Source organism: Bifidobacterium tissieri (assembly GCF_002259645.1).
In the GTDB taxonomy this organism is placed as follows: domain Bacteria; phylum Actinomycetota; class Actinomycetes; order Actinomycetales; family Bifidobacteriaceae; genus Galliscardovia; species Galliscardovia tissieri.
In genome coordinates this window covers 299,794-319,576 of record NZ_MWWV01000003.1, presented here as the reverse complement: position 1 = coordinate 319,576, position 19,783 = coordinate 299,794, and the positions used below count along the sequence as shown (strand labels likewise).

Genomic DNA, 19,783 nt, shown 5'->3' with positions numbered 1-19,783 from the left:
GATTCCACCCTACTCGTGTAGTGCGCCAAGCTGCCGGTGCAATTCGGCGAGTGTTTCCGTGATCAATTCGGATGCATCATCATCCCCGATTGATTCGGTCATTACACTTACCGCGGCACGATACGTGGAATCCTCTACAATAGCGTACACATTATAGGAACCATCTGCCTTACCGTACTGTGCATGTACGATCATGCCATCAGGAATGCGCACACCAAGTCCTGTTAGATCAGCATTCATCAGATCCGCACCTGCCCGTTCATCCACGGACTGTAGCATGATCACGGCATTGGATGACCACGTATGGTTTGATATCTGCCGCACTGATTCCTCCGGAGAGGTCAGTTTGCTCATGAACGAATTCTTGTCTCCGTACATGGTGATCATCCAATCGTTCACCTTGGCGATGCCACCCATGCGGTCGATCGCCGCATTGCCGGCGACTGGATCCATATTGCGCATCATATCGTCGGTCAGCCGTTGGGACTCCTCGTCACCCCAGCAATCATCCAGGGGAGATCCCTTTGCCGGAGTCTGTACACAACCGATGTTATGAGCCATAAGATACACGGGGATATACAATCCGTACGCTCTCATCGCATATTCAGCATTGGTATCCCCATAGATATGATTCGTGTCCAGTTGCCCCATGGTGCCCAGCAGCATTACCGAAACTCCCACCTGCCCTTTGGGATGAGCCGTCGTCTGTTTCTTGACAAGGGCAGAGAACTGCTGATTGTCAAGTTTCGGCTTGCTGCCATTGTCGGCCAAAGAATTTGGAGAGGAACCATCGGCATCCGAAGGCATTTTATCCGTCGAGACGTTGGTGGATATTTGTTCCACTGTCGAGTGTCGTTGCGCCACCAACCTCCATCCGGAGATACCTCCAACAAGTACAAGAACCGCAACCACAAGCATGATCACCCATACCCGCACTGGTCGGGATTGTTTCTTATTACGTGGAGAACATGGAAAATGCTCCGACTGAGGCATCATCGACCCCTTTCACTGACGCATAGCCACATTAGCAATACAACAAAGCAACTCGGTATCTCTACATGTCAAAGAATATTATCATTTTTATAACATGTCACATTAAAGATATGCTATGCAAGCTTGATGGCACGGTAGCGCACCATACTTCCAAAGTAAAAGCAAGTAGCATTACTTGCATAACCGCCACGATAGGTGCTCCAGAACCAATTCCCTCCCCACTTTGCCTGATAGTAAATCTGACCATAACGCTTGCCTGGGCACACAGCGGAGACCCCAGTTCCATTGTCAATATCGGAACCAGATCGATATGTTCCACTTCCTCTCCAACACACATAAGAAGATGCAACATTGGAATATACAGTGAGTACCTTGTAATCAGTGGAACTGCAGTCAGATTGATATGGCGTACGCGCCTTACTTGCATATTTTGGATTTCGCCATTCAACCCTAACTCGCAAAGATGTATCCGACTTAATATCTCCTTCGGACCAAGGATCTTCCTTGGTATTAGCAGTAGACAAATCAGAATCAGGACCAGCCATATTCAAAGATTCGCTTGAAACGATAACTCCCTTTTCAATCATCTCAACATTGCCTTCATTAGTCTCGGCAGCCCAAGTCTCTGGAGAAGTCACCATAGAGAAAACTATCAACACAGCAACCAAAGCACCGATAAACAACAAAAGCTTTCGATAAACTTTCTTTTGAATTTGGAACTTCATCTCTAAACCCTTTCTCACAGTAGGCTATTTCCGTAATAATGCTATATCCAGATCACCTCTTTTCATAGCAGTCAACATTTGTTGACACATTAAAAAAACAGATAACATAATATATAATTACATCAACATTACAAATTGGAGACAATATGAAAATCTTAGCAGCAATACTTATCGGCATCATACTGTCAAACACCCCCACCATTACAGCGCAAGTCATGAACACAAATACAACCGGATCAACTTACGAAACGAGAGCTATCTGCCCTCCATTTCACATACCGTTTCACCATTGCCATAAACATTAAGAAATAACTAAGAAACAGGAATTTCAATATAGGTCATCCAATAATTATTTTCTATCCAGGAAAAGACTACACCCCCCACTAAGGCAACCCTTTTCTTGACAATAGTAAGACCACTACCTCCTCGCAAATCATTACGATCAAAAATAGAGTTCTTAGAAATAAAGATAATTTTCCTATCCGAAAAAACAATTCTAGAGAAGAATACTCTATTATTAGGATCGCTATATTTAGCGATATTAATACAAATTTCTTTAATAGCAAAAACCATAGTATGGATTATTTCATTTTCAACCAAACTCACCTCCCCTTCAATAAGAAACTCCCCAGAAAAACCCAAATCCTTTAAATAATGATCACAAGTTTCTACAGCCTCCCATAAAGATTTTTTCTCAGAGTTATCCTCAGCATCAAGATCACCACGCATCAATCTAATAGCGTCATGAACACTTTCTAAACTTCTCAACGAAACATCATGTATAGACTTTAAATTACTGGAAACACTTCTTTTATCCTCCCAAAAATCACCGTTTTCGGACAAAAGCACAATATACGTTAAATCACTTGCAATCGAATCATGTAACAGCTCTGACATTCTCTCCGAACGAGCATGATTAATATTATTCCCAGACAGTATTTCTATTTTATTTTCAAGATATGAAACCATCGCGTGTTTACGTTTTAATTTAAAAACTACGCCAATAAGCACCGCACAGATTAAATAAATAGATTCAGTAAAAATAAAAATACAAATATCTCCCCTCGGTTCATACAGCCAATAGCCAATACAATCAAAGGACAAAACAACAATAGATAAAGAAATACCCACCAATAGATATTCCGAAAAAGCCAGATATCCGATTGCAAAAATCAAACCAAAGATCTGCATCAACGAATACACATCCGGAAGCAGTGAAGAAATGCAGTAAAGAACTACAACCGAGCAGCAAGCAAACTTGGTTGAAAATAAAAAACAAAGAAGTAGTATCGTGTGAAGCACACCAAAAGAGAAATCTACCATTTCCTGGGGATTGTGATATATTTCAATACAATATTGAATCAATGTTACAGCGACCAGAAATAATAGAAATAAATGAACACCTTTTCTTTGCGACAAAGAGGTCAACTTACACACAATACGATCCACAATTTTAACTTTCTCGCGACATCCATTTCATTATAGCTTGACTTAGATTCTTTGCCCCCAATTTTTTCACAGCCCGGCGTGCATGAGTTCTTATAGTCACAGATTTTACCTTTTTCATTCTAGCTATTTCTTCAAATGAATAACCTTCGGAATTCAAACACAAAACATCATGTTCTTCCGTACCTAATACTTTAGGCTTATTACCCTCGTCATTATCATTCGCAATTCTGTTATGCGCCACAATTGCAGAATCGAACTCAACTTCCACTTCTTCCATACGCAATGCATCGCCACTAGCCACATTGATTACGGCTTCAGAAATTGATGAAATATCACTCTTCCTGACAATCCCTTGCGCACCAGAATCACTTGCAAGAGACGCATAATATTCTATAGGAAAAGAGGTAATTGCGAGAAGCGACGGACTCGATCCATTTTTTCGAATTTTCCTACATAATTCTTCACCATTCATTTCGGACATCGACATATCAACCAACAAAACATCCGGCCAATTTGCCTCAACGCAACAATGTAAGATCGCCTCTTTAGCAGATGAAGTACACCATAATACTTCCACCCTTGGATCCTTTTTTAGGATAGCGCAAAGTACAGGTAAAACCAAATCATCATTGTCAACTACAGCAACCGAAACGTGTTTACGATCTCTCAAACAGGATGATTTATCTGATTTTATAGAATCCATAAAAACCTACCTTCACTTTATGATATCACAAATACGGCTTTCCCATGAACTCGTTAACGGATGTTGACAGCTTAATGTTAGTACATGCAACAAACTTCACGTCAACAAATGATGACTTTAAAATATAACTCCAACATTTAGTACATCATGAAATAGTACCAACATTCAATACGAGCAAGGAGGCTTGCAATGTCTGATCCTATGGTACTGAAAACTCAACATTGGTTGAATAACACGTACGGAGGAGATTCTCGCTACAATCGCATTATCGAGGACGGCAATACCGGATGGAATACTATCAATGCCTTGATTCGAGCATTACAAATCGAATTAGGGCTTTCCTCCACAGCCGACAATTTCGGAGACGAAACCAAGAAAGCCTACTCAAAGGCACCACTACAAATGACCACTGGAGAAACAAACAACAAGTTTGCGATTCTACAGGGAGCCCTCTGGTGCAAGGGATACAATCCAGGACATGCGGGAACTGATGACGCCATTGACAATCGATTCGACGCACCAGTGGCCGCCGCGGTGAAGGAGCTCAAATCCGATGCTGGGCTCATCAACCCAAATTCCATCGTTACCACGAACTTCATGAAGGCATTACTCTCCATGGACCAGTTCAAACTGCTTAGCTCATATGGGGGAAAACCAGCAATCCGCTCTTATCAGCAAAAGATTAATCAGAGATATGAAGACTATACCGGCATCATACCTTGTGACGGCGTATATACGCGAAGCACTAATCATGCCGCGATTCTTGCACTGCAAGCAATGGAAGGCATGCCTTTGTCCAAGGCAAATGGATACGTTGGCAACCAGACCAAACTTCACTGCCCTAATCTGCCATACGCAGGAGCACAGACCAATTATACGGGACGCGCATATACTCCATCGGAAATTGCTAGTTTCACTGAATTACTGAACTTCTATTTATACGTGAATGGTTATGGAGATGGCAATCTCGCACTCAGTCTGTCACCGGCGAATATCATGGCATTCCAAAAACATTGCGCCCTACCGCAGACAGGAAAAGCAGACCTTTCAACTTGGCTTTCTTTATTGGTTAGCTATGGTGACCAAACACGAGAAGCCCACGCATGTGATACTCGTTTTGAAATCACCGCACGGAATCTAATGATTTTGAAAATGAATCACTACCAAAATGTAGGTCGATACATTATTGGAGGTGATTTCAAGGAGCTAAGAACCGGAGAACCTGAAAAAATCATCGCCGGAGGATTACACTTCTTCCCTATTTACCAAGATGTCGGCCGTGACGCCTCAGCCTTCACCTCGACCCGAGGCGCTTCTGATGCAGCAAGTGCAATGACAGCAGCCTCGAAGCACAGTATCCCTCAAGGCTCCGTAATTTACTTTGCTGTTGATTATGATGCTCTGGACACAGATGTGACCAGAAATATCCTTCCTTATTTCCGAGCTGTAAAAAACAATCTTACCGGCTACAGGGTTGGCATCTACGGTGCCCGCAACGTATGTCAGAGAGTTATTGATCAGGGCTATGCACAGCAATGCTTCGTCAGCGATATGTCTTCCGGTTTTAGCGGCAACATGGGATATCGCCTACCGGATAATTGGGCCTACGACCAGATCGCAAACCTTCATGTTTCCTATGATGGTAAGGAATTAGAAATTGACAAAGTAGTCTCCTCTGGACTAGATGTCGGCGTGAAAGACACGGTTCGCTCGCAAGATTATATTGCTCCTGACCCTTTGACATCCACCGATCCATGGGAATGCTGCATAAACACCTACGAAGACCGGATCCCAATTCATTCGGAACCAAATCTCCAAAGTGCCGTAATCGGCTTTATTCCAACAAACTCGTTCTACTATCGTAATGGCAATATGGCAGGACGCCCTCCCTACGAGAATCTGTCAAACACTCCGGATAACACTCATGAAGTGCGGTTTCTAAACGGACTTGGCAACGTCTCAACGGGTTATTATTGCGGTTCCACGACCATTGGTAGTACCATCTTAGAACCTTGGTATAACGCACAAAAACCATTCATCGCATTGAACTCTACCGGCTCCACATTAGAAGATGCAGACACTCGCACCGAGGTCATTTACGGAAATCGTATGCGAGTCTTCACATTACAACGAAATCTCGATTGGGGAACCGGATGGGAAGACAATGCCGGACGGCATACCTGGAGGCAAGGGGTCCTTCCTGTCGGGACCAAGGTCGCCATTCCTGCCAAGCGAAACGACGAATCCGACATGAGAATGTGGAGAAACTATCTTCCTGTGGTCTATTGGGGCGACGCATCGGGATGGGCCACGTTCCCAACCAATGAGTCATTCTCGCCAAAGGCGGATACGATTCTTATTGATGCCGGATTGCAATACGGAGACTCACCGTCAACGCGAGCATTGTGGTAGTTTGTTCACTTTCAAGTGCAATCCCCATCGACGAATTCGCTCAGAACAATGCGTCCTGGGCGAATTCGTCGTCGGGGGTGGTGGGGTCGTTGCCGCCGCCTGACTCCGCGGAGAGTGTGTCGTATGCCATCGCCGTCGGGCTGAACGCATCCGGACCGTTGGCGGCCAGATGGGCGGCGGCATCGTCGGAGGCCTCGCGCAGCTGGGAGTCGAGCATCACCGCGTCGGGCGAGACGAGGAACGCACGATCGTTGAGGCCATGCAGATACAGACCGTCCAGGGATTCGACTCTGGAAAGCGCCACATACCCCATGCCGGGCGCGAATGTGCGCCGCAGATCCATCACGGCACGGTCGAGCGTCATGCCCTGCGATTTGTGGATCGTAATGCCCCACGCGCACCGCAACGGCACCTGACTGACGGAGGCGAGCACCTTCTCGCCGTCCATCATCTCCCAGTCGGCCGGTTTCATGGTCACGATATTGCCGTTCTCGAATCGTACGATCGGCCAGCCGCCCTTGTCGTCATCGGAAAATCCGATCACCGTGCCGATCGAACCGTTGACGTACTGCCGATCCTGATCATTGCGCAACGCCATCACCGCGGCACCGGTCTTCAGCAGCAGGTGCTCCGGCGCAAGCATGTTCTTTTTCAGTCGTTCCACCAGCTGCGCGCTGCCGGCCGACGTGGCGTGGTACGCGTGCGGATCCTCGTCGATCTCGTCCAGCCGCATGGCGTTGAGCGAATCGGCCTGACGGTTCGTGGGAAACAGGTTCGTCGCCACCACGCCGGGATCGGGCATCATGCCGATACGCCCGGCCAGCGTGGCACGATCGACGTCGGTCACGCCACCGTCACGGATATCGGTGAGCACAGTAAGCAACTGACCATCGTCCTGACGATGCTGTTCAGTCAGATAGCAGATCGTGGGGGCAAGCGCCTCCCACACCAGCGATTCGGTGACGAATCCCTCCGGATCCAGTCCGCGCCGCGCATACTCCTCGCGTGAGCGCAGAAACTCCTCGGTGGGCGCCACCACGTCGTTATTGCGTCCCGAGCGGCTCACCGGCGGCAGCTGGAAGAAATCGCCGGACAGCACCACCTGCAGTCCGCCGAACGGTCTCGGATCATGCCGCAGTTCCCGGCAGACGCGGTCGACCATGTCGAACAGCCAGGCGTGCATCATCGACACTTCGTCGATCACCAGAATGTCGGTGGCGTCGATGGCCTTGCGTCGGCGGGTGCGGATGCGTTTGAGCGTGGCCTCCTCAAGGGATGTGCTCACGCCGACGCCGCTCCACGAGTGAATGGTCTGACCGTTGATATGCGTGGAGGCGATGCCGGTGGACGCGGTGACCGCCACCGAGGCTCCCGCCTTGCGTGCCGCGGCGACGAATTCGTTGAGCACGTAGGTCTTGCCGGCACCAGGCGCACCGGTGAGAAACACGCTGGCACCGGCGTTGAGAATGGCGAGGGCTTCGGATTGCAGCATAGGACGTATGGTACCCGTCGGCCGGGTCAGCGTCGTCGAGTCCGGTGAATCGGTATCTCCTCCGGATGACATAGTCATCATCCGTATCGTCAGCAACGGGGCAGCCCTATGCCGCCGCAACGTTTACAGCGTCTACACCTACAGCGCCTTGTAGATCGCCTCCACATCCGACGGGGTGACGGACCGCGGATTGACGGCGATGTTGCCGGATGCCATGGCGTCGTGGGTCATGCGGTCCACCACCGCAAGGAATGCCGGGCGATCCACGCCGGCGGCCTCCAACGAATCGGGGATGCCGATCTCGCCCAGCAACGAGCGGATCTCGTAGATGAAATCGTCGGTGCCGTCGTATTCGACATCCGGGAACAATGCCTCATGCATGAGCTCGTACTGTCCCTTGTCGGCGAGCGCGTTGAATTCGAGCACGCTGGGCAGCAGCAGGCCGTTGGCCTCGCCGTGTGCCACGTGGAAGAATGCGGAGATCGGGTGGCTCATGGCGTGCACGAGTCCGAGTCGAGTGGATTCGAAGGCGATGCCGGCCATGGTGGCGGCAACCATCATGCCACGGGCCGCTTCGGCGTCGTCGCGACGGGCGGTGAAGCGCTTGAGGTACTTGCCGATCAGTCGTAGCGCCTCGAGCGAGTACATGCCGGAGAATGTGCTGTCGACGGTGTTGGTGAACGATTCGATGGCGTGCACCATGGCGTCGGTGCCGCATGCGGCGGCCACTCGTGCGGGGACGGTGGCGAGCACGCCGGGGTCGAGGATCGCGTAGGCGGGCAGCAGCAGTTTGCTGCCGACGGTGAGCTTGTAGTTACGGGCCTCGTCGGTGATCACGGAGAACGACGTGACCTCGCTGCCGGTACCGGCCGTGGTGGGGATGGCGATGAACGGTACGATCGGGCCGGGCACGGTGTTCATGCCTTCGTAGTCGCCGATCTCGCCGCCGAATTTGGCGACGACGCCCACGGCCTTGGCCACGTCGAGCGAGGAGCCGCCGCCGATGGCGATGATGGAGTCGCAGCCGTTGTCCTTGAACAGCGCGACGGCCTCATCCACGCACACCGCGGTGGGGTTGGGCTTCACGTCGGTGAACATGACGTGCTTGATGCCGGCCTCGTCCAATGATCCGGTGGCCTGCTTGGCGAGCGGGGCGTTGGCCAGGAACGGGTCGGCGATGATCAGCGTGTTCGTCATCTTCAGTTCGCCGGCGTAGGTGCCGAGTCGGCTCACGCCGCCGTAGTCGACGATGATGTTCTGTGGTACGGAAAACTTGAGCATGATGGTCCCTTCAATCTGCGGCGTCGTCGCCACGGTTCCCAGCATAGACCGGCGCGGTGGGCGAAACAAGCAACGTCGTACTGATGACAGCATCTCGCAACGTCATGTTCACGGCGGATTCCGCATGATGCGGATTCCGTACGACGCGGATTCTCCCGGTCGGGATGCGATCGGGAGAATCCTGTTGTGCGATACCGGTGCGAGGTCGCGCGATATCAACGGCATCGGCAACGCCGCCGGTATCGTCGCTACAGCGGTATCGTCACTCCTTGCCGGCGGCCACGGCGTTCACGGAATCGGCGAGGATTTCGAGGGCCTGATCCACCTGCTTCTTCGTGACGATCAGCGGCGGGATGCAACGGATGATGCTGTCGCCGATAGCGGTGGTAAGCAGTCCGCGCTTCAGGGCCGCGTGCTTGATATCAACGGCGTTGACCGTGCCGTCGAATTCAAAGCCGACAAGCAGACCGCGACCACGGCTCTCCTTGATGTGCGGCAGGCTCTTGCCCTGTTCGATGAAGTATGCGCCGATCTCGGCGGCATGCTCCGGCAGCTTGCGGCTGACGATCTCGTCGACTTCGGCGAGCGCGGCCGCGGTGCACATCGGTGAACCGCCGAACGTGGTGCCGTGCGTGCCGGGGGTCAGGGATGCGGCGATCGGATCCTTGGTGACCATGGCACCGATCGGGACGCCGCCGCCGAGGCCCTTGGCCATGGTGAAGATGTCGGGTTCCACGCCGTAGCCCTGCCACGCGAACAGCGATCCGGTGCGTCCCCAGCCGGTCTGCACCTCGTCGAAGATGAGTAGCAGTCCGTTGTCGTCGCACAGCTTACGCAACCCTTCGAGGAATTCCTGCGTGGCGGGGTGCACGCCGCCCTCGCCCTGCACGGGCTCCACCATGATGGCGATGGTGTTGTCGGTGATCTTGGCCTTGAAGTCATCCAGATTGTTGAACTCGGCGTAGGCGAAGCCTGGGGTCATCTGGCCGAAGCCGTCCTGTGCGAGCGATCCGGGCTGTCCGGTGGCGGCAAGCGCGCCGAACGTGCGGCCGTGGAAGGAATGCAGGGCGGAGAGGATCTCGTACTTGTGCGGCCCGAAGTGGTCGATGCCGTACTTGCGGGCGAGCTTGATGGCCACCTCGTTGGCCTCGGTGCCGGAGTTCTGATAGAAGATCTTGTCGAATCCGGCGAGGTCGCACACCTTCTTGGCGAGCAGCGCCTGCGGGATGGTGTACGGATAGTTGAACGTGTGCATGATGTCGCCCACCTGATCGCGGACGGCGGCCACCACCTTGGGGTTGCAGTTGCCGGCGTTGTTCACTGCGATGCCGCCGTAGAAGTCGAGATAGGCGTTGCCGTCAGGATCGTAGATGTACATGCCCTCGGCTCGCTCGGCGACGAAGTCATAGCGTTCGTACGTTTCGATCATGTACTTCTTGACGAGCCCCTTGAGCTCGTCTTGGGTGAGTCCCGTTTCCGCAAGCTTCATCTCATGCTCCTTGTCTCCATGGCGCTGTCCCGACCTCGCGCGCGATGATTCACGAGCGGTCTGCTGGAGGTGCCGTACTGTTGCTGTACGGCTCAGACTCTATGGTTCTCGTGTTTCCCTCGGCATGTGGTTGTGTGACGCATGCATGACGGCATGATGGCGGATTGTCCAACGAGCGACAGTCGAATGGACATATGATCCACGACTGACCCACGACTCGTTCATGCGGATGTCACGAGGTCGGAACATCGGAATGATGGATCGGCGATCCGTCGAGATGCTGCAACTGCAATTGCGCCCACATGAGCGTGCGGACGGGCAGCAGTTTGGATGCCGCGAAAATGACCTTGGCTGGCAGTCCCGGCAGCGACAGCGATCTGCCGTGGAACAGGTCGGCGATGATGCGACGGACCACGGCATCCGCGTCCATGATGCCAAAGAAGTTGGTGAAGGCGGGTCGCTGTGCTCCACCACGTTGATCGCCGCTTCGACCGCCGCGTTTGCCGCCACGGCCGCCGTTCCCCTGCGCCCGGTCGATGAACTCGGTGCGCACCCAGTACGGGCAGGCCGCAGTGACCCTGATGCCTCGATGGGCGAGTTCGCGACCGAGCGCACGCGACCAGCTGACCATGAATGCCTTGGTGGCCGCATACACGTTGATGTACGGACAGGGCAGGAATCCGCTGATCGAGCACAGGTTCATCACGCGGGCACCGGCGCGCATATATGGCAGACTGTGCGTGGTGATGGCGATCGGCGCCTTGATGTTGAGATCGACCATGTTCAGATGTGCGCGCAATGGCACCTCTTCGAAATGGTCCATGCGACCGATTCCGGCGCAGTTGGCAAGAATCGTGATATTCGGCCGCTCCTCGACGAGCAGTTGCCGATAGGCGTCGATGTCGTCGGGATTCGTCAGGTCCAGCGCCAACGGACGAACCGGAATCGGCACTGCGTTCTTCAACGTTTCGAGTCGCTCAATTCGTCGTGCGATCACCCAGATCTCGTCGGCCGCCACCCTGCCGACCGACGCCCAGTATGCGATCTGATGGGTGAATTCTCGTCCCATACCACTCGACGCACCGGTGACGACGATGATGTTCTTGTTCTTCATGGCAAGATCTCTTCTCTTTCCCGGATTGCAGTCGTCCGCAATACCACACCGTCGGTCGGGCAACCCGTATCCCCTACCACAGTACCGAATACCGGGCATCGTCCGGATACCGTACACCCGCCCTCCTTAGTGTGATCACACTAAAAAAGGCGGGTGTTGGAATTTCAACGTTTTGGAGACCTGAACGTTAGTGTGAGGCTCACACTAACAGCAGGACTCACACTAGCAGGCGCAGATGGCCTTGGTCTGCTCCACGTTGCGCTTGAGCTCCTCGACCAGCGCCTCGGCGGAGTCGAAGTGGATCTGCGGGCGCAGGAACTCCACGAATTCGGTGCGCACGGTGTGATCGTACAGATCAAGCCACTGCGCGTTGCCGTCGGCATCGACCGGGGCGATCGCGTACGCCTCGAGCACACGCGCCTCGGGCTCGCCGAACGTCACCTTGGTGCCGATGGAGATGGCGGACGCGTACCGGTGCTCCTCGCCCGTCTGCGGATCGGTGTCGATCAGCCATCCGGCATACACACCGTCGGCGGGCATGGTGCCGTGCACGTCCTTGGCCACGTTCGCGGTGGGAAATCCGAGCGTGCGTCCACGCTGCTTGCCTCCGACTACCACGCCTTCCACGGCATGCGGACGGCCCAGAATCTCGGACGCCGCCCTTACTTCGCCCTGCGACAGCAGGAATCGCACATACGACGAACTCCACGCGCGCACCAGACGGTTCGGCGTCTTCTTGCTCAGAGCACGTCGTTCGGCCTTGGTCAGTCCGGAGTCGGGATCGTTCACACGGATCAGTGCCTTGGCGGCTTCGGGGGAATCGTTCAGCGGGATGCGCACCTCGCCGGGACCGCGGTCGTCGACCACATCCACCTGGAACATGCGCGTGGCCTGTGCGATCGAATCGATGGCCTTCACATCGCCGGCGCGACCGGCGCCCATACGACCATCCTTGCCCATGACCAGCGTGTGCAGACCGATCTTGCCGACCATCTGACCGAGGAAGTACTGGTACGACTTGGAACCAAACTCGAGTGTGTACCGCACCACGAGCGCGTGTTCGATGCCGGTCTCCTCGATGAGCCTGAGACGACGATCGATGCCGGTGAGGGCTTCGGGATCCGGATATTCCTGATCGTTGGGCAGTTCCTGACCGTCGTGCGCCGCCGCATAGTCATGCACGACGGACGGGCGCGGATCGAACACGATGGCCACGGAGATGGCACCATAGCTCTTGGCCAGATCGACCGTGCGCCTGAGCACCGCCTGATGACCCTTATGCACGCCGTCGAAGCTGCCGACGGCCACGATGGATCGCTTGTTCTGTCCGAACGGCGGCCAAGCCAGCACGCCTTCGGTGTCGGGGATCAGTGTGGTGATCTTCATGGTTCCTCGTTCCGTATTGCCATAATTGCCTCGCGCCCGACATTGCGGTTTCACGTGGCACATTTCACGCTGCGTGTTTCACACGCGTCCTGTTTCCGATGTTCCAGCTTACGATAACGGCTCGGCAGCCGCTGTCACCGCTTCCGCAGACGCCGCGGGGAACACGACGGACGGCTTGGACTGACGAGAGTTGGCCCGTTCCACGATGGCGACGAGATCGTTCCCTGCGATGGCCGCCGTGGGCTCTGCGACCACATGATCGATACGGCGTCCGAATCGCAGTTCCTTCGCCTCATCGTCGGTGATGTCCAGATGCGGTAGGGTCAGTCGTGCGGCCTGCGGCATGCCGATCACCCTGGTGAGCAATGCGGTGCGACGATCATCGACGACCGTCGTTGCCTGATCGTTCGGCACGTCGAGGATCGCCTTGGCACGGGTGACCGTCTCGCCATCGCGATTGGTGAAGGTACGGTTTTCAGTGTGAGCCGTGACCACATTCGATGCCGTGACGTCGAAGGAGCCGACCCTGACGCGACGCAGACGGGTCAGGTGCCCACCGACGCCGAGCACACGACCAAGATCACGGGCCAACGCGCGGATATATGTACCGGACGAACAGGTGACACGCACGGCAAGATCAAGATGCGGGCCGTACGCGACTGCATCGTCGTTCACGCTGCCTGTATTCACACTGTCCGTATTCGCACTGCCTGGAATATCACAATCAAGCACGGTGAAGGCGTGGATGGTGACGGGCCGTGCCTCGAGCTCCACGTCCTTGCCTTCCCGAGCCAGATCGTAGGCGCGCTGACCGTGGATCTTGATGGCGGAGAACGTGCTGGGCACCTGTTCGATGCGACCGAGGAATCGTTCGGCGATCATTCGCTCGACGTCGTCCCGCGTCAGTGCGCGCAATCGCGCGGCAACGTCCTCCTGCGACGGCACGGAATCCGATGCGGCAGTCAGATCATGAGCATCGGCGGGGGCACTCCCCCACGGGAGGATATCGCCGTCGGCGTCGTCGGTGGTGGTGCGCTGGCCGAGGCGGATCGTGGCCTCGTAGGTCTTGTCCGCGCCCACGATGTAGTTGAGCAGTCGCGTGGCATATCCGAATCCGACGATCAGCACGCCGGTGGCCATCGGATCGAGTGTGCCGGCATGGCCCACACGACGCATGTGCAGGGCGCCACGTACTGCGGCGACCACGTCATGGCTGGTCACCCCCTGCGGTTTGTCGATCACGAGGATGCCGGAGACGTCCGGCGCTTTCGGAGAACGCGATGCCACTATCAGTCCTTTTGTTTATAAAGTGCAGTGTATTGCAGTATGTTGCCGTATTGCGTATTGCCGTTGCGGTCTGCAACGGTCGTCATGCGACCGTATGGAGCAACACCGAACCGGCTCCCCGCGATTGCGTGATCATTCCGAGTCCGATGATCACGGGGAGCCGGTTCGGTGTTGCTCCTACTCAGGCCATGACATCAGGCCATGAAATGGGCGTCGGCCTCGGGAGTCTCGTCGTTGGACTCGTCAGTACCGTCCGTATCGGTGTCGTCGGCGTCGATGTCGTCCGTGTCATCGAAATCGTCGTTCTTCGGCTCGTCATGACGGTACGGATCGGCATCGCCGGCGTACTGCGCAGTTTCACGTGCCTTGGCGAGTTCGGCGTCGCGCTTCAGCGCAACGGTGAGGATGTCCTCGATCTCGGTGGCCTCGGACGGCACGTCATCGTACTTGAATTCCAGTACGGGGGTGAGGCGCAGACCGGCCTTGTGACCCACATGGGAACGCAGACGGCCCTTGGCCTGATTGAGCGCCTGGGCGGCGCGGCGACGCTGGCCCTTCTCCTTGCCGTCGTCGCCCAGCTGGGTCCAGAAGATGCGTGCGATCTGCATATCGTTGGTCACACGCACGTCGGTGATGGTGACGCCCGCGAGGCGGGGATCGTGCAGCTCACGCTCGAGGGACTGAGCGACCACGCGCTTGATCAGTCCCGCGATGCGTACTGCGCGAGGATTGGTTCCGGACATAATGTCCCTTTCTTTGTCAACAGGATGAACAGATAAAATGAGCTCCCCTGCGGAGGGGAGCTGTTCATGCGAACGATTCGAATCCGGAAACAAACGTGTGCGGTGATGCCGGACCGACGTCACCGCACTGCTTGGATCATGTTGGATCACGTTCGCGGGACGGCTCCCCCTGCGAGGGGGAGCCTGTGAAACACTGCTGGCCTACTGGCGTGCGATCTCGCGCATCTCGAAGGTCTCGATGATATCGCCTTCCTGGATGTCGTTGAAGTCGCCCAGGTTGATACCGGCCTCGTAGCCTTCCTTGACGGAAGTGACGTCGTCCTTGAAACGACGCAGCGAGGAGATCTCCAGATCGTTGACCGTGGCCACGCCGTTGCGCAGAATACGGCACTTCGTACCGCGCTTGACCTCGCCGTCCTGCACCATGACGCCGGCGATGTTGCCGAACTTGGAGGAACGGAAGATCTCGCGGATCTCGGAGTGGGAGGTGACGACCTCTTCGTATTCCGGCTTGAGCATGCCCTTGAGGGATGCTTCCACATCCTCGATGGCCTTGTAGATGATCGAGTAGTACTTGATCTCCACACCCTCGCGCTCGGCAAGGTCGGCCACCTGACGGTTCGGACGCACGTTGAAGCCGATGATCACGGCCTTGTCGACCGTAGCCAGGTTCACATCGTTCTGCGTGATGGCACCCACACCGCGGTGGATGACCTGGATGCCGACCTCGTCGGACACCTCGATCTTCATCAGGGAGTCTTCCAGCGCCTCCACGGAACCGGAGGAATCGCCCTTGATGACGATGTTGAGCATGTCGATCTCGGACTTGGCGAACTGCTCCTTGAGGCTCTCAAGCGAGACGACCTTGCGGCGCTTGGCCAGCTGGGCGGCGCGCTCGGTGGCCTGACGCTTCTCGGCGATCTGACGGGCAGTGCGATCGTCCGGCGCGACCAGGAACAGGTCGCCGGCGGTCGGCACGGAGGTGAGACCGAGCACCTGCACCGGAGTGGAGGGCGCGGCTTCCTTCATCTGCTTGCCGTTCTCATCGAGCATGGCGCGGACGCGGCCGTACGAGGTGCCGGCCACGATGGCGTCGCCCACGTGGAGCGTACCCTGCTGCACGAGCACGGTGGCCACGGCACCGCGACCCTTGTCGAGTCGGGCTTCCACGGTGGCACCGCGGGCGTCCATATCCGGGTTGGCACGCAGGTCCAGCGTGGCGTCGGCCGTGAGCAGCACGGCTTCGAGAAGCTTGTCCACGTTGATGTTCTGCTTGGCGGAGATGTCGACGAACATGGTGTCGCCGCCGTACTCCTCCGGCACCAGACCGAACTCGGTGAGCTGACCGCGCACCTTCTCGGGGTTGGCACCCGGCTTATCGATCTTGTTCACAGCCACGACGATCGGCACGTTGGCCGCCTGCGCGTGGTTGATGGCCTCCACGGTCTGCGGCATCACACCATCATCGGCGGCGACCACGAGGATCGCGACGTCGGTGAGCTCGGCACCACGGGCACGCATGGCGGTGAACGCCTCGTGGCCAGGGGTATCGAGGAAGGTGAGCTTGCGGTGCTCGCCGTTCAGGTCCACGGACACCTGGTAGGCACCGATGCGCTGCGTGATGCCACCGGCCTCGCCAGCGATGACGTTGGTCTTGCGGATCGTATCGAGCAGTCGGGTCTTACCGTGATCGACGTGGCCCATGACGGTGACCACCGGCGGACGGGGCTTGAGGTCCTTGTCGTCCTGCAGCTCTTCCTCGTCGAGGTCGATGTCGAACTGCTGCAGCAGCTCCTTGTCCTCTTCCTCGGCGGAGACGATCTTGATGTTCCAGCCGATCTCTTCGCCCAGAATCTGGAACGTGGACTCGTCGAGCGACTGCGTGGCCGTGGCCATCTCACCCAGATGGAACAGCACGGTGACCAGCGAGGCCGCATTGACGTTGATCTTCTCGGCGAGGTCAGACAGGGAGGCACCCTGACGCAGCTTGATGGTCTGTCCGTTGCCGGAGGGGATGCGCACGCCGCCGATGACGGGTGCCTTCATCTCCTCGAACTCATGCCGCCTTGCGCGACGTGCCTTACGTGCCTTGGAGGAACGGCTGCCCTGACGACCGAAGGCGCCTGCGGCACCACCGCGACCGCCGCGGCCGCCGCGACCGCCACCCTGCTGAGGACCATTGGTCGGAGTACCGTTACCGGCACCCGGACGCGGAGCGCCACCGCCGAAACGGCTGCCACCCGGACGCGGAGCGCCACCGCCGAAACGGCTGCCACCCGGACGCGGGGTGCCATTGCCGGCACCCTGACCGGGACGGCTGTGACCCCACTGGTTCGGCCTGCCCTGACCGCCGCGAGGACGACCGCCCGGAGTGGGCCTGCCGCCGCCCTGACCGGGACGACCGCCACGACGGTTGCTGTTCACCGTGGGGCGGGCCATCGGATGCGGACGCGGGATATCACCCGGAGTGGGCACACTCATGCCCTGCTTGCGGCTGAACGGATTGTTGCCCGGACGAGGACCCGGAGTAGGAGCCGAGGAACGCTGCTCGCCGGCACCGGTGCTGCCGCCCGGCTGCGCGCCGCCATGGGGACGCGGACCACGCGGGTTCTGCGGACGTCCCTGCTGCGGGCGGCCGCCATGATTCTGCTGGGAGTGCTGGGAACCGCCACGACGATCGCCGGGATGCGGAGCAGCGCCACGACCGCCCTGCGGACGGGGACGGGCACCACCGCGATGATCACCGGGGGTCGGCGCGTGTCCAGCGGAACGCGGCGACGGCGACGGAGCCGGACTCGCTGCGTGAGGTTTCGGAGCGGCGGACGCCGACGGAGCATGCGGAACCGCAGGCTTGGCGGTCGCACGCGGGGCGGGATGGGGGGTGGCGGGACGTTCTTCGCCGGAACGGGCCGGCTTCTTCGCCATCGGCTTCGGGGTCGGCTTGGCATGAGGCTTGGCCGACGTCTTATCGGACTTCTCTCCGGAAGGCTGGAACGCAGCCTTGAGTTTGCGCACCACAGGCGCTTCCACGGTAGACGAGGCCGACTTCACGAACTCGTCCATTTCCTTGAGCTTGTCAAGGACTGTCTTGCTGTCAACACCAAACTGCTTGGCTAATTCATATACGCGTGCTTTGGGCACCAATATCTCCTATTCCCGACCGCGCATATGGTGTTTCGCGCGATCAATGATCACTGATGGTGAACATGTCCTGTCTCATCGTGCGACCATGGTTGTGTTACCTCGTTCTTTGCTGAAAGAAGGCATACTGCACCCTCTGGTTCAGTTACCGCTGCAAGCATACTCAGCCCTATGGATTGCAACGGCGGCGAAAAACGCCGATGTGTCGTGTATGCGGATGGGACCGGACACCGTCTGATTGCAGCGGTCACCCGATCCCATACGCACGGTCATCGCGATCGATCAGTCCTGAAGCAATCAGAAGCAATCAGTCCTGAACACCAGTTCCGGGAAACCCATTCCCGATCATTCGACCGCGCTCGATCGTCATTCGATCAGTGCTGGTCCTGCTCGGCCTTCTTGGCGCGGGACTCCTCGGACTCGATACCGATCTTCCAGCCGGTGAGCTTGGCGGCAAGACGAGCGTTCTGGCCTTCCTTGCCGATCGCCAGCGACAGCTGATCATCATGAATGAACGCGATCGCCGTCTTGTTCTTCTCACTCACGACCTGCACCTCGGTGGCGTGTGCCGGAGACAGTGCCGCGGCGACGAACTGCGCCGGATCCGACGACCAGTCGACGATATCGATCTTCTCCTGGCCCAGGTTCTCCATCACCGCACGAACACGGGAACCGCCGGGGCCGATCAGCGCGCCCTTCGGATTCACACCCTGCGCGTTGGCGCGCACCGCGATCTTGGTACGGGCACCGGCCTCACGCGCGATCGACATGATCGACACCGCGCCGCTGGCCAGCTCCGGAACCTCACGCTCGAACAGACGACGGACCAGCTCCGGGTGGGAGCGGGACACGATGATCTCCGGTCCCTTAAGTCCACGAGCCACGTTCACCACGTACACGCGCAGACGCTCACCGTGACGGTAGCGCTCGCCCGGCACCTGTTCACGACGGGGCAGGATCGCCTCCACGTCACCCACGGCCACATGCACGTTGGCCGGATCCTTTGCGTCCTGCTGCACGATGCCGGTGATCAGATTGCCCTTCTGTCCGGAGAACGCACCGAACACCTTCTCGTCGGCGGCACGGCGGAACAGCTGGGTAATGACCTGACGAGCGGTCGCGGCGGCAAGACGGCCGAAATCGCGGGGGGTGTCGTCGTACTCCTCACCCAGCTGGGGAGCGGGATGGGGGTTGTCTTCCGTGGGTTCCTGAGGAATCTCGTCCTGGGCCCAGACCGTGAACGATCCGGCGCGGGCGTCGAGTTCCACGCGGGCGTGCTTCGCCGCATGAGGGGTTTTCAGGTAAGCGAGACGCAGAGCTTCTGCCAGTGCGTTATCCAGAGTCTCGGCATCTATTCCCTGCTCAGCAGCGAGCTGATGCATTCCTGCCAAGTCCAATTCCATGCCCAAGACCTCCCATATGAAGTTATAGCGGGCACCCTGCCCGCGAAATGGTCTGCAACGGCTATTAGTGTAACGTTTCATGCAGACACTATGCGCCCACGGCGAATTCAGAAACGGGGTTGATCGCAACGACGGGCGCGGCGTACGGAGTCGCCGCACGGCGAT

The 19,783-nt window shown here is 56.8% G+C and carries 14 protein-coding genes; 1 reads left to right on the top strand and 13 read right to left on the bottom strand.

What is annotated here, in order from left to right; all coding sequences use genetic code 11:
* Positions 1–9: 9 nt before the first annotated feature.
* The 4 genes from BTIS_RS02885 to BTIS_RS02880 all read right to left on the bottom strand — a co-directional run bounded on the left by BTIS_RS02885 (position 10) and on the right by BTIS_RS02880 (position 3,870).
* Positions 10–996, bottom strand: coding sequence for a serine hydrolase (locus BTIS_RS02885; RefSeq protein WP_143248849.1), 987 nt, complete (start codon positions 994–996; stop codon positions 10–12).
* A gap of 110 nt (positions 997–1,106) precedes the next feature.
* Positions 1,107–1,718 carry a hypothetical protein gene (locus BTIS_RS11655; protein ID WP_143248848.1) on the bottom strand — a complete coding sequence of 204 codons (612 nt, stop codon included), beginning with the start codon at positions 1,716–1,718 and terminating at the stop codon, positions 1,107–1,109.
* 312 nt (positions 1,719–2,030) lie between these two features.
* Positions 2,031–3,155: a sensor histidine kinase gene (locus BTIS_RS11650; protein WP_143248847.1), complete on the bottom strand. Its 1,125-nt coding sequence runs from the start codon at positions 3,153–3,155 to the stop codon at positions 2,031–2,033.
* 16 nt (positions 3,156–3,171) lie between these two features.
* Positions 3,172–3,870, bottom strand: a complete 699-nt coding sequence (locus tag BTIS_RS02880; protein WP_094662450.1) for a response regulator — start codon at positions 3,868–3,870, stop codon at positions 3,172–3,174.
* 189 nt (positions 3,871–4,059) lie between these two features.
* On the opposite strand from BTIS_RS02880, the gene BTIS_RS02875 reads away from it, so the two are divergent.
* Entirely contained in the window at positions 4,060–6,282 is a 2,223-nt protein-coding gene (locus tag BTIS_RS02875; protein ID WP_094662448.1) for a glycoside hydrolase domain-containing protein, read from the top strand.
* 40 nt (positions 6,283–6,322) lie between these two features.
* Here the strand turns inward: BTIS_RS02875 and BTIS_RS02870 are convergent, their stop codons facing one another.
* The 9 genes from BTIS_RS02870 to nusA form a co-directional block, all read right to left on the bottom strand.
* Positions 6,323–7,774, bottom strand: a complete 1,452-nt coding sequence (locus BTIS_RS02870; RefSeq protein WP_094662446.1) for a DEAD/DEAH box helicase — start codon at positions 7,772–7,774, stop codon at positions 6,323–6,325.
* Between the two features lie 138 nt (positions 7,775–7,912).
* Complete coding sequence (locus tag BTIS_RS02865) at positions 7,913–9,055, bottom strand: iron-containing alcohol dehydrogenase (RefSeq protein WP_094662520.1); 1,143 nt, start codon at positions 9,053–9,055, stop codon at positions 7,913–7,915.
* 262 nt (positions 9,056–9,317) lie between these two features.
* Positions 9,318–10,544 carry an aspartate aminotransferase family protein gene (locus tag BTIS_RS02860; RefSeq protein WP_094662444.1) on the bottom strand — a complete coding sequence of 409 codons (1,227 nt, stop codon included), beginning with the start codon at positions 10,542–10,544 and terminating at the stop codon, positions 9,318–9,320.
* Between the two features lie 232 nt (positions 10,545–10,776).
* Positions 10,777–11,658: an SDR family NAD(P)-dependent oxidoreductase gene (locus BTIS_RS02855; RefSeq protein WP_158216817.1), complete on the bottom strand. Its 882-nt coding sequence runs from the start codon at positions 11,656–11,658 to the stop codon at positions 10,777–10,779.
* Positions 11,659–11,880: 222 nt separating this feature from the next.
* Complete coding sequence (gene ribF, locus BTIS_RS02850; protein ID WP_094662440.1) at positions 11,881–13,044, bottom strand: bifunctional riboflavin kinase/FMN adenylyltransferase; 1,164 nt, start codon at positions 13,042–13,044, stop codon at positions 11,881–11,883.
* A gap of 108 nt (positions 13,045–13,152) precedes the next feature.
* Positions 13,153–14,331 (bottom strand): tRNA pseudouridine synthase B, encoded by a 1,179-nt coding sequence (locus BTIS_RS02845; protein ID WP_245819224.1) that lies wholly within the window; start codon positions 14,329–14,331, stop codon positions 13,153–13,155.
* 194 nt (positions 14,332–14,525) lie between these two features.
* Positions 14,526–15,074 carry a 30S ribosome-binding factor RbfA gene (rbfA, locus tag BTIS_RS02840; protein ID WP_094662438.1) on the bottom strand — a complete coding sequence of 183 codons (549 nt, stop codon included), beginning with the start codon at positions 15,072–15,074 and terminating at the stop codon, positions 14,526–14,528.
* A 201-nt stretch (positions 15,075–15,275) separates the two neighbouring features.
* The gene (gene infB, locus BTIS_RS02835) at positions 15,276–18,215 is read right to left on the bottom strand and encodes a translation initiation factor IF-2 (protein WP_094662436.1); all 2,940 of its coding nucleotides are present in this window, start codon (positions 18,213–18,215) and stop codon (positions 15,276–15,278) included.
* Between the two features lie 374 nt (positions 18,216–18,589).
* Positions 18,590–19,618 (bottom strand): transcription termination factor NusA, encoded by a 1,029-nt coding sequence (gene nusA, locus BTIS_RS02830; protein WP_094662434.1) that lies wholly within the window; start codon positions 19,616–19,618, stop codon positions 18,590–18,592.
* Between the last annotated feature and the right edge of the window lie 165 nt (positions 19,619–19,783).

Excerpts from the sequence above, each read along its gene's own strand:
- BTIS_RS02870 (WP_094662446.1), bottom strand. The coding sequence starts at position 7,774 with ATGCTGCAATCCGAAGCCCTCGCCATTCTCAACGCCGGTGCCAGCGTG.
- BTIS_RS02860 (WP_094662444.1), bottom strand. The coding sequence starts at position 10,544 with ATGAAGCTTGCGGAAACGGGACTCACCCAAGACGAGCTCAAGGGGCTC.
- rbfA (WP_094662438.1), bottom strand. The coding sequence starts at position 15,074 with ATGTCCGGAACCAATCCTCGCGCAGTACGCATCGCGGGACTGATCAAG.
- nusA (WP_094662434.1), bottom strand. The coding sequence starts at position 19,618 with ATGGAATTGGACTTGGCAGGAATGCATCAGCTCGCTGCTGAGCAGGGA.
- BTIS_RS11655 (WP_143248848.1), bottom strand. The coding sequence starts at position 1,718 with ATGAAGTTCCAAATTCAAAAGAAAGTTTATCGAAAGCTTTTGTTGTTT.
- ribF (WP_094662440.1), bottom strand. The coding sequence starts at position 13,044 with ATGAAGATCACCACACTGATCCCCGACACCGAAGGCGTGCTGGCTTGG.
- BTIS_RS02875 (WP_094662448.1), top strand. The coding sequence starts at position 4,060 with ATGTCTGATCCTATGGTACTGAAAACTCAACATTGGTTGAATAACACG.
- BTIS_RS02880 (WP_094662450.1), bottom strand. The coding sequence starts at position 3,870 with ATGGATTCTATAAAATCAGATAAATCATCCTGTTTGAGAGATCGTAAA.
- BTIS_RS02885 (WP_143248849.1), bottom strand. The coding sequence starts at position 996 with ATGATGCCTCAGTCGGAGCATTTTCCATGTTCTCCACGTAATAAGAAA.
- BTIS_RS02865 (WP_094662520.1), bottom strand. The coding sequence starts at position 9,055 with ATGCTCAAGTTTTCCGTACCACAGAACATCATCGTCGACTACGGCGGC.
- BTIS_RS02855 (WP_158216817.1), bottom strand. The coding sequence starts at position 11,658 with ATGAAGAACAAGAACATCATCGTCGTCACCGGTGCGTCGAGTGGTATG.